Origin of the sequence: Shewanella indica (genome assembly GCF_033842865.1) — a bacterium.
In the GTDB taxonomy this organism is placed as follows: domain Bacteria; phylum Pseudomonadota; class Gammaproteobacteria; order Enterobacterales; family Shewanellaceae; genus Shewanella; species Shewanella indica.
The window spans coordinates 1,676,090-1,690,657 of the sequence record NZ_JAWXXR010000001.1; the positions used below are offsets into that span (position 1 = coordinate 1,676,090).

At 52.4% G+C, this 14,568-nt stretch carries 14 protein-coding genes; 10 read left to right on the top strand and 4 right to left on the bottom strand.

Going from position 1 to position 14,568, the window contains the following annotated elements; genetic code table 11:
• Positions 1 to 12: 12 nt before the first annotated feature.
• Positions 13 to 1,155, bottom strand: coding sequence for an efflux RND transporter periplasmic adaptor subunit (locus tag SIL79_RS07785; protein WP_039034590.1), 1,143 nt, complete (start codon positions 1,153 to 1,155; stop codon positions 13 to 15).
• A gap of 468 nt (positions 1,156 to 1,623) precedes the next feature.
• Here SIL79_RS07785 and SIL79_RS07790 point away from each other — a divergent pair, with 468 nt between their 5' ends.
• Positions 1,624 to 2,571 carry a LysR family transcriptional regulator gene (locus SIL79_RS07790; RefSeq protein ID WP_039034591.1) on the top strand — a complete coding sequence of 316 codons (948 nt, stop codon included), beginning with the start codon at positions 1,624 to 1,626 and terminating at the stop codon, positions 2,569 to 2,571.
• Positions 2,572 to 2,710: 139 nt separating this feature from the next.
• Complete coding sequence (locus tag SIL79_RS07795; protein WP_039034592.1) at positions 2,711 to 3,448, top strand: TorF family putative porin; 738 nt, start codon at positions 2,711 to 2,713, stop codon at positions 3,446 to 3,448.
• Positions 3,449 to 3,604: 156 nt separating this feature from the next.
• On the opposite strand, the gene SIL79_RS07800 is transcribed toward SIL79_RS07795, so the two are convergent.
• Positions 3,605 to 4,069, bottom strand: coding sequence for a GNAT family N-acetyltransferase (locus tag SIL79_RS07800; protein WP_308428155.1), 465 nt, complete (start codon positions 4,067 to 4,069; stop codon positions 3,605 to 3,607).
• 84 nt (positions 4,070 to 4,153) lie between these two features.
• Positions 4,154 to 4,813 carry a 7-cyano-7-deazaguanine/7-aminomethyl-7-deazaguanine transporter gene (locus SIL79_RS07805; RefSeq protein WP_039034594.1) on the bottom strand — a complete coding sequence of 220 codons (660 nt, stop codon included), beginning with the start codon at positions 4,811 to 4,813 and terminating at the stop codon, positions 4,154 to 4,156.
• Between the two features lie 237 nt (positions 4,814 to 5,050).
• Here SIL79_RS07805 and SIL79_RS07810 point away from each other — a divergent pair, with 237 nt between their 5' ends.
• Entirely contained in the window at positions 5,051 to 5,797 is a 747-nt protein-coding gene (locus tag SIL79_RS07810) for a substrate-binding periplasmic protein (RefSeq protein ID WP_039034595.1), read from the top strand.
• On the opposite strand, the gene SIL79_RS07815 is transcribed toward SIL79_RS07810, so the two are convergent.
• Complete coding sequence (locus SIL79_RS07815) at positions 5,794 to 7,152, bottom strand: isochorismate synthase (RefSeq protein ID WP_039034596.1); 1,359 nt, start codon at positions 7,150 to 7,152, stop codon at positions 5,794 to 5,796. The two genes, SIL79_RS07810 and SIL79_RS07815, sit on opposite strands and share 4 nt — an antisense overlap.
• A 350-nt stretch (positions 7,153 to 7,502) precedes the next feature.
• On the opposite strand from SIL79_RS07815, the gene SIL79_RS07820 reads away from it, so the two are divergent.
• From SIL79_RS07820 to SIL79_RS07850, 7 genes are all read left to right on the top strand, one after another.
• Complete coding sequence (locus tag SIL79_RS07820) at positions 7,503 to 9,674, top strand: TonB-dependent receptor plug domain-containing protein (protein WP_039034597.1); 2,172 nt, start codon at positions 7,503 to 7,505, stop codon at positions 9,672 to 9,674.
• A 2-nt stretch (positions 9,675 to 9,676) separates the two neighbouring features.
• Positions 9,677 to 11,026 carry an ATP-binding cassette domain-containing protein gene (locus SIL79_RS07825; RefSeq protein ID WP_071476323.1) on the top strand — a complete coding sequence of 450 codons (1,350 nt, stop codon included), beginning with the start codon at positions 9,677 to 9,679 and terminating at the stop codon, positions 11,024 to 11,026.
• The gene (locus SIL79_RS07830) at positions 11,016 to 11,699 is read left to right on the top strand and encodes an energy-coupling factor transporter transmembrane component T (protein WP_143078389.1); all 684 of its coding nucleotides are present in this window, start codon (positions 11,016 to 11,018) and stop codon (positions 11,697 to 11,699) included. Before SIL79_RS07825 ends, SIL79_RS07830 begins: the two co-directional genes overlap by 11 nt.
• Positions 11,686 to 12,240 carry a hypothetical protein gene (locus SIL79_RS07835; protein ID WP_039034599.1) on the top strand — a complete coding sequence of 185 codons (555 nt, stop codon included), beginning with the start codon at positions 11,686 to 11,688 and terminating at the stop codon, positions 12,238 to 12,240. Before SIL79_RS07830 ends, SIL79_RS07835 begins: the two co-directional genes overlap by 14 nt.
• 13 nt (positions 12,241 to 12,253) lie before the next feature.
• Positions 12,254 to 12,985 (top strand): DNA-binding protein, encoded by a 732-nt coding sequence (locus SIL79_RS07840; protein ID WP_039034600.1) that lies wholly within the window; start codon positions 12,254 to 12,256, stop codon positions 12,983 to 12,985.
• Entirely contained in the window at positions 12,986 to 13,201 is a 216-nt protein-coding gene (locus SIL79_RS07845; protein ID WP_039034601.1) for a hypothetical protein, read from the top strand.
• 160 nt (positions 13,202 to 13,361) lie between these two features.
• Entirely contained in the window at positions 13,362 to 14,543 is a 1,182-nt protein-coding gene (locus tag SIL79_RS07850) for an HD-GYP domain-containing protein (RefSeq protein WP_144362036.1), read from the top strand.
• Positions 14,544 to 14,568: the final 25 nt, after the last annotated feature.

Genomic DNA, 14,568 nt, shown 5'->3' on the forward strand with positions numbered 1-14,568 from the left:
ACTTCCGCCCTGTTATTGCTGGTTTGCTGTCATGGGTTTAGCCGTCACAGGCATGCCGGGACGGATTTTTTGCAGCCCTTCGACAATCAGTTTGTCACCTGGCTTGAGTCCTTCTGTTACCCGCCACTGGTGATTGATGACATCGGCAGTCTTGATCACCCGAGCTTCTACCTTGTTTTCGCCATTCACCAACATGGCTACAGCCTCACCCTTGGGACTACGGGTAATGGCTTTTTGCGGTACCAGAATCGCTTGAGGATCGACACCTGTGTTGAGGATGGCGCGCACATACATACCAGGCAGCAGCGTATGTTCCGGGTTAGGGAACTCGGCTCTCAGCGTCACAGAACCTGTGCTCTGATCGACACTGACTTCGGCAAATTGTAAGCGACCCTTGTGATCATAAGTAGAGCCATCTTCCAGTAGCAGAGTCACTTCGGCATCATCGGAAGCCTGCAGTTTACCGGCCTTCAACATGCTCTTGAGACGCAGCATCTGGGTACTGGACTGCACTATATCCACATTAATGGGATCCAGTTGTTGGATGGTCGCCAGTGGCTGAGGCTGGTTGGCGGTCACCAGAGCACCGGCCGTGACGCTGGATTTACCGATACGACCTGAGATAGGCGCCTGTACTTCGGTATAGTTGACGTTAATGGTCGCGGTATTGATGGCCGCCTTGGCCACTTCCACCGCTGCCAGTGCTTCTTTATAGGAAGCATCTGCCTTATCGTACTCTTCTTTACTTATGTATTTGGTTTTGACCAGTTCCTGATAACGGGCCTGAGTTGCCTTGGCCGATGCCAGAGACGCTTCGGCGCGGGCCAGATCCGCCTTGGCGCTCTGTAGAGATGCCTTATAGGTGGAAGGGTCAATTTGATACAGTGACTCACCCTGTTTCACATCGCCGCCTTCGGTAAAGCTGCGTTTCAGAATGATGCCGTTGACCTGAGGCCGAACTTCGGCTTCAAGGAAAGCTATGCTGCGCCCAGGCAGTTGCACTTGCAGTGCCTGCGGAGCCGACTTGACTTCCAGGACACTGACTTCCATAGCGGGGGCCGCCTGATTGCTTGTGGCTTTTTCAGCTTCCGACCCACAGGCCGTCACCCATAACGCCATACTTACAACTGAGGCAACTTTTAATACATGCCGCATGATAACTCCTAATCAGTATCTGCTTGCCGGGAAGGGAAAATGTCTCGTACGACAGGCTTCCTGGCGCAGTTCGCCAGCAAAATTTTCGAACCCATATTTATCGCACAAGCATCCTGTATCAACAAGCTACAGGATAAGCGAAAAGTGTAAATGAATGAAAATTTTTTAATCAATAAACGACACTATTGCCATTTATTTACATTTAGTTGTGAGATTTATGAATTCAACAACTTATGTATCCAAATCTCGTTTTTGCCTGTATGGGAGATATTCTGTTTTGTCTTGGAGGCAAAGACAGCTTTCCCAACTGCTGCAAGCGTTTTATGGTTGGGTGACCCAAGGCTAAACTGCAGAAATTTCTCTGCACCATGCTGGATCCTCCACCGCGAGGCGAGTATTCTACTACTGTCACGATAATTTGATTAGTCATATAGAAATAAACCCACTGTCCCACAGGTGCAACAATAAATGGATCTAAACAGGGTACAAATATTTGCTCAAGTTGTTGAACAAGGCAGCTTTACCGGCGCGGCCAAGGCGTTGGGGCTAACCAAGACTACCGTCAGTCGCAAAGTCGCAGAGTTGGAAAAGGCGACCGGTGTTCAGCTACTGTTCAGAACCACCAGGGCATTGAGGTTAACCGAGGCCGGCGCTGAGTATTACAACAAGATCACCAAGATTTTGGTGGATCTGGAAAATGCCGAGGCGCAGCTCAGTGCCAATCAACAGCGGGTCAAGGGCAATCTGAGAGTAGTCTGCCCGATTGAGATGGGGCAGTTATTCCTCGGCCCGGTATTTGCTCGTTTTCTTGAAGCATACCCGGATATTACCATAGAAGCTGAGCTGACTAATCGCAAGGTGGATATGGTTGAAGAAGGGATAGACATACTGTTTCACCTGTGCGGCATCGAAGACTCACGTCTGCAGCATTATCAACTGGTGAAGACCAGCACCACCTTGATGGCAAGCCCTGATTACCTTAAGCGTCATGGTACTCCTCAGTCCCCGGATGATCTTTGGCACCACAAGGGCATAGAGCAGGGCGGGATCCAGCTTATCAATGACGGTTGCTGGAAGATTTTTGATGGTAATGAATGGCAGGTGATCACCCCTGAGGTGCAGCTTAAGGTCAATAATATCACTTTAGCCCGGGAAGCGGCCATTGCCGGCTTGGGGATCACTTGTCTGCCGCCGATGATTGCCGATGAGGCCTTGCAAAAGGGAGAGTTGGTGGCTGTGCTGGAAGACTTTCCCATGGAACACAACACCTTGTTGCTGTCTTATCCAAAACGGGCCTACTTGCCTCGTAAATACATAATTTTTATAGATTTTATCTATCAGGCCTTGTTCGGTTACTGGGGTAACATGTTGCTGGAGATCCCCGAGTATGTGAAGCGTCCAGAAGGCTTCGAGTAAGTCGCCATGACTGCGGCTCCGTCGCAGTCATTCATAATTGTTCACATTTATTCCTTCACGGTTCATTAACCTAGATAACCCTGTTCATAACTTCTTCTTACTATCCGGGCTAACAATAATCATGCTCTGGTGGATAAAGATGAACCCAACTCATAAGCTGTTTTTATCAAGTTTGCTGCTGTGCAGCAGTTCAATGGTGCTGGCAGACGAAGCTCCCCGTTTCGCCGGTGGCAGTTTTGCCGGCAATCTGACCTTTGCCTCTGACTATGTGTTCCGTGGCGAATCGGAAACCCTGGATGGCGATGTGCCTGTAGTCCAGGGCACATTCAGCTGGAACCATGATGCCGGTTGGTACGCCGGGGTATTTGCCTCGAACATCAAGTTTGCCGACCCCAATCTTGAGATAGTCACTGCGCCTTTCATCGGCAAGAGTGGTGAGTTGGGTGATTCAGGTTTCACCTATGATGTCATGTTGTTCTCTTATCTCTATCCAGGCGCGTCCTACTCCAACTACACAGAGCTGTGGCTGAAACTCGGCAAGTCTTTCGGTCGGGCCCATCTGCAACTGGAAGTGACGCCGACTGTGGATGACTGGTTCGGTGTCGATGGTTGGCACGGAGTCAACTATGCGCTGCACCCAAGTTATAGTTTCGAGAATGGTATCAAGGTTTCCGGTTCTGTCGGTTATCAAGACCTGAGCGGCAATGGTGCCGAAGGATGGGGACATTGGAATCTGGGGGTCAGTAAGGAGTTCTATGGTTTCAACCTGGATCTGCGCTACCACGGCAGTACGGTTGAATCAGATCACAAGGTTTATGGTACCCAGACTGAGATCTTCGATGACAGGTTAGTGATAGGTATCAGCAAAGCGTTTTAAGAACTGCTTCCCTGCAGTCTTTGTGAGTACGCCATTTGGCGTGCTCTTTTTTTAGGTAAGGTGCGAACAAGCCCCATCTATGTTCTGCGTCGGCTAACAGGCTTGGAGGCAAGGCGTGGTTTGCAGCAAATGGCCCAAGTCCTTTGCAAGACTTCCTTAGAACATGCTCTTTTCAAGATAGAGACGGTTGTCGGCAATATGTCCAGGCTCGGCGCGGAAGTCCACCACCTGATACTTATGGCTGATCAGCATATTCAGCATAGAACGGAACTGATTGCGGGTCTTGACCTGGATCTGCTTGTAACCGGCTTGAGTGGCCCAACGCTCCTGCGCTTCCAGCATGCTGCGCGCCAGCCCCAGGCTGCGATAATCAGGTAATACTCCGCCTAACCAACTGTAAAAACACTGCTCGTCCAGAGCATAACCCAGCTTGAATCCCGCCAATTCACCTTCCACAAAGGCCAACAACAACAAACAGGCATTGCCTGTCAGCCGACGTTCGAACTCTTGCTGTTGGTAGCTGGAATCAAACTCGGGGATCTGAGCACTCAAGGCCATGATCTCGTCGATCTGTTGCTGGTCTATTTCAGTAATAGCTTTGATTTCAATGGAGTACATCATTATTCTCTCAACGGGCCGCAACGTGTCACAGATTGCGGGATAAAAACTGGCCAAAATTATAACAGGTCTGGCCAGTTGAATGCATCAGGAGAATTGCTGCTGGTTTTCTGTCTGCAAGATCTTGTCCTGTAGTACCCGCAGCAGCACACCATAAGCGGGCAGGAACAGCCCCAGACTAACCAACAGTTTAAAGCTGTAATCCACGGCGGCAATTTCCGGCCAGTTGGCGGCCATAAAGGGGTCGCTGGAGGCGAAGAAGGCGATACTGAAGAACACCAGAGTATCCACCAGGTTGCCTACCAGGGTTGAGGCTGCCGGAGCGACCCACCAGGCACACTGGCGGCGAATTCGGGCAAATACTGCGATATCCATCAGCTGGCCCACCAGATAGGCGGCGAAACTGGCAAAGGCGATACGGAATATAAAGGTATTGAAGTCCGACAGGGCACTTAGCCCCTGAAAGTTACCTTGATGAAACAATACGCCCATGGCATAGGAGATTAACAAGGCCGGCAGCATGGCCTTGAAGATGATCTGCCGGGCGGCAGCTTGGCCGAATATCCGTACCGTTAGATCGGTTGCCAGATAGACAAAAGGAAAGCTGAAGGCGCCCCAGGTTGTATGGAAGCCGAATAGCTGAAACGGAAGCTGTACCAGATAGTTACTGGCACTGATAATCAGGATGTGAAAACTGACCAAGAGGATCAGTGCGCGTTTGAGCTGCGCGCTGGTTAACATTAACATATTGTGACCTTTTTAGTTGGCTGGGCGGGGTGAGGGAACCCGCATCTTCGGTTCGACCGAAAGGGCGCACATTATAGAGCCCATAATCCGGCTGACAAGAGGGAAGTGTAAAAAATGTCCAACCTATCTAAGGAAGTTTCTGTATTTGGGCGTTTAAGTCTATGCAGGGCAGGCATGGGGCTTGCTCGCACCTTCCTTAAAGCTACTCTACACTGAAAGGGAAGACAGGAGAGTTAAATGAATCGAATCTGCTGCCTGCTGCTGGCCTTATTGACGTTTGTCTGGCCGGCCATTGCCGAACCGACCAAGATCCAGATAGCTACCGCCAGTTGGGGCGGTTATACCGAAACCAATGGTGAAGGCTATTATTTTGAACTGTTACGAAGGGTCTTTCCCAAGCCGGAATGGCAACTGGAAATCCAGTTTGTTCCCTTTCCCCGCTCCCTCTACATGCTGGAGCGTGAACAGGTGGACATGGTGTTGGGACTTTATTTGGGGGATATCTCCAAGGGGATTTTCAGTGCTCACAAAGTAGAAACCGAGGTGATAGATGCCGCAGTAACCCCTGAGTTGGCCAGTGTATGGCAGGGCATGGTGTCTTTGGCCCATAGAAAGGTTCAGGCTTTGATCGCCTATCGCTTTTTTACCCTGACCCAGGTACCCATGCTCTATCAGGAAAACAGCAGCCTGCTGGAGATGCTGCGTAAGGTGAATGAAGGCAAAATCGACGCCGTGCTCGATTATAAACCCGACATGCAGCCACTGTTGGCGCAGTTAGAACAGCCAAGAAGACTGGTTCTTATCGAAGATGTGCTGCGGGCAGATGTTTATTTTGCCTTCGCCAATAATCCTAAAGGGCTCGAGTTGAAGGCCTTGTTCGACCAAGGCTTTGAGCAGTTGGAACGTTCCGGGGAATTGGCGGAGATAAAACAGCAGAGCCTGGAGCAGCTGCAACTGAAGATACAGGAGCCGCCATCACCCTAAAAATCCAGCAAAATCGACATTATGGTGGCGAGTTTGTTTTCCAGCTCCTGCCACTCGGCTGCCGGATCAGAGCCGGCAACTATGCCGGCACCGGCAAACAGGTTGATACAGCCGGGTTCCAGTAGGGCGCAGCGGATGGCTACCGCAAATTCACTCTCATATTTATTCAGATAACCACAGGCTCCGGCATACCAACCGCGCATATAGCCTTCCCGCTGGCGCAGAAAACTGATGGCAGATTCCCGCGGTAAACCACCGACGGCCGGGGTTGGGTGCAAGGCCTGCAGCAGTTGAAAATCTTTTACTCCGTGACGCAGTTCGGCGCGAATCGATCTGTGCAGATGTTGAATATGGTTGAGTTTGAAGATGGTGGGTGTCTCATCGGCACCGACATAGCGGCTCAGCGGGGTCAACGCCTTGACAATATGCTCTCTGACCAGCTGATTTTCATGACTATTCTTGTTGTCATCCAATAGCTGCTGCGCCAGGCGTTCATCTTCTTCTGGGCTCAGGCCGCGAACTGTAGTGCCTGCCAGCGCTTCGGTATACAGCTCCTGTTGTTGACGGCGATAGAGGCGTTCGGGTGAGCAGGAGATAAAGCTGCGCTCGGGACTGAATTCGAAACCGAACTGAAAACTGTTGGGGTTACGTCCCTGCCAACTGGCCAATACTTGCCAGGGATCCGGCGTGTCTTTCACTTGCAGCTGAGTCAGGCGCGACAGCACTACTTTGGGCGTGTCCTGATTGAACCTGGGGGCGGTAACCTGTTCCACCAAGGCTTTCCAGCGCGGATAATCGGGCCTGTCATTGCGTGACAGCTGTTCGGTCTTGGTCGGCGGCGTCATGGGCCGGGCCGGCACAAGCGCATCCAGTGCGGCTTGTGCTTGAGCTATCTCTTGCTGCTGGTCTGCTTGACCCAGGTTCAGATTAACCAAGAGACGGAAATGATCTGAACTGCGTCTCAACTCAATTCGGGGTAGCAGGAATCTGGCGCGGCCAAACTCGGGCCAGGAGGCGATTTCGCGATCGAAGGCGACCCCGCCGTAGTAACGGATCTCCTGATTACTGGAGTAGGCCCGCTGTGTCTCATAGACTTCGGCCAGAGCCTCGTCTGTGACTTCATCTTCGAAGCGGAAATCCAGGCAACTGCCAATGGCGGCTACCTCCTCGAGTCGGTCCCTTCCTTGCCAATAAATTCTTGGGTAACTGGGCTGGGAAGCCAGCCAGGAGATCAGTGGGATCGCCTGTACCTCGGCGGCCAGTTGGACAATAGGTTCTGCTGGTGTCGGCTTGGTCAATTGACACAGCTTGTCTTGGAGTGACGAAATGGCCTGAGACAGGGTAAGTGCAGACAAGGGGAGCTCCGAACATCCGAACAAAGGGATCCGGAAGCAGAAAGCGTCCGGCTATCAGTATCTTTAACACAAACTAAAGTTCCACACCTCTAGTGTCAAGCCATCGAAGGGGCCGGTGTGACGTATAGCATGATCCCATTAATCAGCTTAGGTTAATGTGATGTAAGTGGACATTTTTGCTCGGCAAATTGTCTTGCTGGGACAATCTGTCCGTAGTCGACTCTGTTATCTACTCCCTTTGTATTAATTTGTCGATCTGTATTGGTTTTTACCGTCACTGAGCTTGTAGCTTTTTTGGGCGGCGCCAGAATAGCCCGGATAATCCCTATCAGAAACGACAGAAGAGCCTTATGTCCCATATTCCGGTAAAACTCTCTGCCCTCGCACTGGCGCTGGGCTGTGCCATGCAGGCCAATGCGACCTCTATTGAACGTGACCCTCTGGTCAATAACGCGATGGACGTGATTGTAGTGCACGGTGAGCGTGCCAACGCCACCGAAGTTGCCACCACCAACTGGAGCATTTCTGAAGAAGAAATCAAAGCTCTGGGGGCCCAGAGCCTGGATGAGGTGCTGAAGAATGTTCCCGGCGTTTACGTGCGTTACGGCGGTGATGGTACGCCTAGGGTGGATATCCGTGGTTTCAAGACCCGCCATGTCACTCTGTTGATCAATGGTGTACCGGCCAATAGTGCCGATGATGGTCAGTTTGATCCCAGCGTGATCCCAACCAGCCAGATTGCCAGAGTTGAAGTCTCCGTTGGTCCAACCTCGGTTCTCTATGGCCCAGGCGGCGCTGGCGGTGTTATCAACATCATCACTAAGCGTGGCGACAGCGCTCCGGCAGTATCCGGCAACCTGGAATTGGCCAAGGATGACACCTTCAAGGGCGATATCAGTGCCGCCGGTTCTGGCGATAACTGGCAGGGACTCATCAGTGCCAGTTATCAGCACACAGATGGTTTCCCTATGTCTTCTGACTATCAAACCACTGAGTATCAAGATAAATATCAGCGCAACAATGCAGACAAAGAACTGTCCAATCTGTATGCCCAAGGCAGCTATTGGCTCAGCGACAACACTCAACTCATTGCCAATATGGCGCTGCGTTCCGGTGAGTGGGGCAAGCCCCCAAGAGATGGCAGTGGCAGTGGCCGGGTGAAGTTTGAGCGGGTCGATGACTATGATTCACAGACTTTCCAGTTGGGTCTGGCACATAAGTTCAATGATACTTTCACTTTCCGTGGCTTTGGTTATCACAACCAGAGTGATACCTATGAAACCGTGTACGGCGATCACAGCTACGCCGAGCTGACTCAAGCTCAGGATGGCACTTCCAAAGTGCAGGGCGCAAATCTGCAGTTGATCTCCGACTTCGACACCGCGGGTATTCTGACCACCTCAGTGATTGCTGAAAAACAGAGCTGGGAAGCGGTAGCTGAAAGCTTTGGCTCCTCCAAGAAGTCCGGCAGCAGCAAGATTGCAGCAACCAAGGGCTCAGGCGGCGGCAGTGGAACTGGTGGTGGCAGTGGTTCCGGCGGTGGCAGTGGAACTGGTGGTGGCAGTGGTTCCGGCGGTGGCAGTGGAACTGGTGGTGGTAGTGGTTCCGGCGGCGGTACTGGCTCAGGTGGTGGCAGCGGTTCCGGTGGCGGTAATGGCTCAGGTGGTGGCAGCGGTGAGTCTTTCGATGATTCGGCCTGGGTTTATACCGCAGCGGCTGAGTATCAGTTCCAGTCCGACGGTGATTGGGGCTTTACTCTGGGTGGTGCATACCACGACATGGACAAGACCGAAGGCAACGAGAACGATTACTCGGCGCTGGCCTCAGGTTTCTGGCAAGCGGCCGATGAGACCCGTTTGAGCCTGAGTGCGGCTCGTAAGGTACGCTTCCCCTCAATGCGTAACCTGTACTCCCTGTCTTCAGGCAATCAGGAACTGGAAACGGAAATCTCCAAGCATGTTGAGTTGGGGTTGGAGCAGGGGCTGGGTATGAATACCGAGCTGCAGTTATACCTCTATCACACTGATGCTGATGATTATATTGCCAAAGATGCCAGTGGTATGTATCAGAACATAGGCAACTATCGCTTCCAGGGTTTGGATACCGTGCTGTCCAACAACAGCATAGAGAATCTGGATCTGAGCTTGAGCTACAGCTATCTGCACGCCGAAGACAGAGACAGCAGCACAGGTTTTGATGGTCTGGACTATCGTCCCAAGCATCAACTGCGCTTCCAGTTGGGCTACAAGCTGCCGACCGAGACTCGTATCCACCTGAACGTAGAACGCATTATGGATCAGAACTACTACGATCAGGAGAAGATCGGCGGTCAAAAGGTTTGGCAGGAGAAGTCCTTGGATGATTACACCCTGGTGGACATCAATCTGGTACAACCTTTGCTTAAAGATAATCTAGAGCTCTATTTACGAGCCACCAACCTGCTGGACGAGAACTACTATCAGAGTGATTCTCTGCCTCAGGCCGGTAGACAAGTCTTTGTTGGGATTAACTGGCAGATCTGATAATGCGCTTACTCGAACTTGAAGGGATCAATTTCAATCATGGTTGTTTGCAGCCTTTGATATTGAGGGATCTGGATCTGAAAATAGAATCCGGATCCTGCCACTGCATCAGTGGCCCCACGGGTTCGGGTAAATCCAGTTTGCTGGCTTTGCTTGCCGGGCTGCAACGGCGTCCCTGTGAAGGCGGTATTTTCCGTCGTCAGGGGTTGTTGGTGGGCCTGGTGATGCAAGATCCCCAAGTGCAAATATTGCGTCAAACAGTCGGTGCCGAGGTGGCCTTTGCCTTGGAAAACCTCGGTGTGCCCAGCGGCCAGATGATCTCCAGAGTGCAGCATGCATTGCGCCGGGTGGGCTTGTTTGTCTCGCTGGAAACCCAAGTCAGCAAGTTGTCTCTCGGACAGAAATATCGCTTGATGATTGCCGCCCAGTTGGTGAGTGAACCGGCGGTTCTGCTGTTGGATGAACCTTGGGCGCAACTGGATGATGCCGGTGTCGATGAATTGCTGGCAGTGATCCGTAATCTGCGGGCTGAAGGTATGGCCGTCGTGCTGGTGGAGCATAATCCCCTGGCTTTTGCTTCGGTTGTTGAGCACTTCTGGTACTTGCACCAAGGGCGGCTATTACCAGGTTGTTACCGGGCTGAATCCGGTAGTCATATGCAGCGACTGGAGCCGGACCGAAGCCGGGAGCTGGTCAGTGCCACTTCATTTGAATTTCGTTACCAGGGGCATTCGCCCCTGTTTGTGTGTCAGCAGGGCCTGTCTTTGGGCGCTGGAGAATTGGTCACACTGGTGGGGAATAATGGTTCGGGCAAGAGTAGCCTGCTGAAGGCGATAGCCGGAATTCAACCCGCGGTGGCGTCATTGCCGCTAAGGGTCTTTGGCCGTAAACCCAAGCCAGGGATCTACGGCCCCATGCTGGGCCTTCTGATGCAGCGTCCCAACCGTCAGTTATTTGAGGCCACAGTGATTGAGGAGATGCAGTTCAGCCTGCGTCGCTTCGACTTGCCGTTGTCCCGGGCGGAGAGTTTGCTTGAGCAACTCGATTTGTTGCATCTGGCCCACAGTTCTCCACACACACTTTCCTATGGTCAGCAGCACTTGATTGCCCTGGCTTCTATCGCTTGTTTGACTCCCAGCTTGATGCTGCTGGATGACCCCTTGGCAGGGTTGGATGGCAAACATTTGGGGCAGCTTTGGCAGATACTCAATTATCTGCGTGAACAGGGAGGCAGTATAGTGATAGCCAGCCACAGACCCTTGCAAAATTTACCTTGTAGTCAGTTGTGGCAGTTGCAGCAAGGTCAACTGGAAATAGCGTTTTCCCCAGAGGAGGTTGCCTGTGTGGGTTAAGGGGCAGCGCCACGGCCGTACTTCTCCGAAGGGGCTGGATTTAGGTTTGTGGGGCAGTGCCGCGGCTTTACTGCTGGTGCTGAGTCTGTCGTCGGCGGCCTTTATTTTGCCTCAGGCGCAGCTTCCCTGGTTGGCGGCTATCAATCTGATATTGGTGGCTCATGGCATGCTGCAGCGCGGCGCCATAGGTGGGGTGATACGCTTTGTCTTGTTGCAGCTCGGTTTTACTTTGGGGCTGTATGCATTGATGCACGGCGGCGAGCAGTTGGGACAAGGTACTTTGGCTGTGGCCCGCATTACTCTGGCTTTGCTGCCGGGATGGTGGCTGTCGGTGACAGTGCGCCCGGAGCGTATCGGTGAGGTGTTATGCTTGGTCATGCCGAGCAAATGGGCCTTTGTGGTGGCAGCTTCTATTGGGTTGTTGCCCTTTATGACCCAGGAGATCGCCGAGATCTATCAACTGCAGCGGCTGCGGGGGGCGCGCATTGCTCCCAAGCAACTGCTCAATCCGCGCAATTGGCCGGAACTGGCTTACTGTGTGCTGTTTCCCCTCTTGATCCAACTGCTTAAGTTGGCCAAACAGATGGCGCTTGCCGCCAAGAGCCGCCACTTTGGTCACACTTCCAAGCCGACCCATTGGCGGGACAACCGGAGCGAACATGGCAACAAATAACGTCAAAGGATTTCAACTGCAGGATGCGCTCTTTATCGGCTTTTGTGCCACCTTATTGGTGGCGGTCAAGAGCATGCTCAGATTGAAACTTGGCTTGTCGGGACATTCTATGCTGCTGATGAGCTTCTTCTATCTCACCTGTTACGGCATTGTCGGACGTATGGGGGCGATGACCGCTTGCGGCGCCTTGGCCGGAGTGGTCGCCATGACCTTGGGCGTTGGCAAAGGCGGCCCGCTTATTCTGCTCAAATTCCTGATCCCGGCGGTGTCCATGGATCTGGCGCTTCTACTGTTGGCCAATGCGTTTAATTTGCGCTGGCGTTTCATCGCCCTGGCATTGGTGGGTTGTATCGCCTGGGCCGCAAAAGGTCTGGTAGAGGATCTGCTGGTGGGCATGAGTGAGCAGGTGGCCTTGGTACGTTTTGGTCTCAAGTGTTTACAAGGTGGTGCCTTTGCCATAGTCGGGGCGCTGCTGGTGCCCCCTGTCTTGAGACGCCTCAAGGCCCACGATCTTCTCCACAAAGATATTCAGACAGATTGATTAAGGTTTATTGATGAAAGATTGGCTGATTTGTATAGATGATACCGATGATATTGGCACCAAAGGCACCGGCGAGATAGCTGCCGAGATAGCTGAATTGTTGACCCAGCAAGGCGGGCAAACCTCCCTGGTGACCCGGCATCAGCTCTATGTGCATCCGGATATTCCTTACACTTCCCACAATAGTGCCATGTGCTTTGGTTATCGCGGTGAGCTTACCTTAGAGGCGATCCGTGAGTTGGCTATAGCTCATTTGCTCAGGGAGTCTGCCAGCGCGGCCGACCCTGGGTTGGCGCTCTTGTCTCTGGCCGATTTCAGCGGTCAGGACGTGCTGATGGCTTTTGGCCGTGAGGCCAAGCAAGAGGTCAAGACCAAGGAACAAGCCTACGGCTTGGCTAAACACTTGGGTATCAGTCTCAGCGAGCACGGCGGCACAGGGCAGGGCGTTATCGGCGCTCTGGCGGGCCTTGGGCTCAGGCTTACAGGTAATGATGGCCGGGTGAAAGGCCAACTGAAATTGGGTCAGACAGATGAAGCCGCGCCTTTTGGCGTTGCCGACATACTAAAGCGCTCTGAGCTGGATGGCGTATTGACTACCACAGGTGAATGGTTGCAGGAAACCGACTCTGTCTGGCTTAGCGGCAAGGTTAAAGCCGTGTGGGCCGAACACAAGTTTGCCCTCCTGGTCAGCAAACGTGGCGCCGAGTGGCACAATGCCGGTAAACAGGAACTGAAGGAGTTCTGAATGCAGCAATGGTTTGAACTCAAGCAGGGTAAACGTTTGTTTCTCGGTGGCAACAGCAATCTGCAGGCTGCCCGCGAGGTAGCCATCCAATGTGCTTGTTTTGCCGAAGACGACGAAGACGAGCAGATAGACGATATAACCCGCTCCTGTTACAACTGTCAGTATCGCCGTTGGTTGAGTGAAGGTTTTCAGTGTCTTGGCCCTATACCTGAGTGAGATTGGCATCATAAAGGCAAACTTTACCCCCTTAGGTGCATAGGCATTTCCGGATTTGGCTTCTAGAATACGGCAAAGCCGAGTGACATTTGTTGGAGAGTCGTTAACCCCTGACAAACGTTGTTCGGATGAGGACAGAAGCATTTGCCGGAGTGAAAGAATGACTGATGCGGTTCCGACAGCAGCCCTGTTGAAGTTGCCCGTTACCCGATTGGGGATAGGCATGTATGTGTCGGCCATTGAGAACAATGGCCGGTTAGCTGTCGCCAATGCCGGCCAGATCAGGAGCCGTCAGGCGATCACTCAACTCAGCAACAGCGGCATCCGTTTTGTCTGGGTTGATGTTGAGCGTTCCAGCGACAACTGCGGCCTGAAAAAACAGCGCCCCGTTTGCGATAACCATACTCGTAAAACCTCGGTTAATCCTGAATTGGCAAGAGGTCAGGCCAAACAGCTACTGACAGAAGCCAAGGGCTTGGTGCGTAAAGTCCTCAGTGAAACCTTCGAAGGCAAGGCGATAGAAGTCGAGCCGTTTGCGGCATTGGCAGACAATATGATCGAGTCGGTGATGCTCGACTCTGATGCGATGAAGTGCATATCGGCGCTGAGATCCAAAGATGCCTACTTACTGGAACATTCGGTCAATGTTGCCTTCCTGCTGATCACCTTTGGTAAATATCTCAAGCTGGATCGCGAGATGCTCAGGCAGCTGGCGATCGGCGGTATTCTCCACGATATCGGCAAGATCAAGGTGGATAACAAGATACTGCACAAGCCGGGCAAGCTGACGCCGGAAGAGTTTGAGCACATGAAGCTGCACCAAGTCTACGCCATCGAGATCATGGAACAGGCCAAGGGCTTGTCTCAAGTGAGCAAGGATGTGTGCCTGATGCACCATGAAAAACTCGATGGTCGTGGTTACCCACGGGGCCTGACTGGAGATGCATTGCCGCTGCATGGGCGTATGAGCTGTATCGTGGATATCTATGATGCCCTTACCGCCACCCGCTGCTATAAAGAGGCGATGAGCCCGGCAGCTGCCTTTAAAATTCTGCTCAGTCTGACGCCCTTTCATCTGGATGAGAGCCTGGTGTATGAGTTTATTCGTTGTATCGGTGTCTACCCGGTCGGTTCATTGGTGCAACTGTCCGATGGCCGGGTGGGCATAGTCTGGGAATCCAAAGACAGGGATGTGTTGCACCCCATAGTCAAATGCTTCTATTCATTGAAGTTTAAGCGATATACCGATGTGACCATGGTGGATCTGCAAAAGTCGGATCTCAACATAGACAGAGGTGTATCGCCCAGCTCTTTGGATGTCGACCCCAAGCCCTTCTATTGATCTGGCGGTAAACTGGGTAAACTGA

Bases quoted from the DNA above. Each gene is read 5' to 3' on its own strand.
- SIL79_RS07800 (WP_308428155.1), bottom strand. From the start codon at position 4,069: ATGATGTACTCCATTGAAATCAAAGCTATTACTGAAATAGACCAGCAA.
- SIL79_RS07795 (WP_039034592.1), top strand. From the start codon at position 2,711: ATGAACCCAACTCATAAGCTGTTTTTATCAAGTTTGCTGCTGTGCAGC.
- SIL79_RS07835 (WP_039034599.1), top strand. From the start codon at position 11,686: ATGGCAACAAATAACGTCAAAGGATTTCAACTGCAGGATGCGCTCTTT.
- SIL79_RS07805 (WP_039034594.1), bottom strand. From the start codon at position 4,813: ATGTTAATGTTAACCAGCGCGCAGCTCAAACGCGCACTGATCCTCTTG.
- SIL79_RS07845 (WP_039034601.1), top strand. From the start codon at position 12,986: ATGCAGCAATGGTTTGAACTCAAGCAGGGTAAACGTTTGTTTCTCGGT.
- SIL79_RS07810 (WP_039034595.1), top strand. From the start codon at position 5,051: ATGAATCGAATCTGCTGCCTGCTGCTGGCCTTATTGACGTTTGTCTGG.
- SIL79_RS07825 (WP_071476323.1), top strand. From the start codon at position 9,677: ATGCGCTTACTCGAACTTGAAGGGATCAATTTCAATCATGGTTGTTTG.
- SIL79_RS07785 (WP_039034590.1), bottom strand. From the start codon at position 1,155: ATGCGGCATGTATTAAAAGTTGCCTCAGTTGTAAGTATGGCGTTATGG.
- SIL79_RS07790 (WP_039034591.1), top strand. From the start codon at position 1,624: ATGGATCTAAACAGGGTACAAATATTTGCTCAAGTTGTTGAACAAGGC.
- SIL79_RS07840 (WP_039034600.1), top strand. From the start codon at position 12,254: ATGAAAGATTGGCTGATTTGTATAGATGATACCGATGATATTGGCACC.
- SIL79_RS07820 (WP_039034597.1), top strand. From the start codon at position 7,503: ATGTCCCATATTCCGGTAAAACTCTCTGCCCTCGCACTGGCGCTGGGC.
- SIL79_RS07850 (WP_144362036.1), top strand. From the start codon at position 13,362: ATGACTGATGCGGTTCCGACAGCAGCCCTGTTGAAGTTGCCCGTTACC.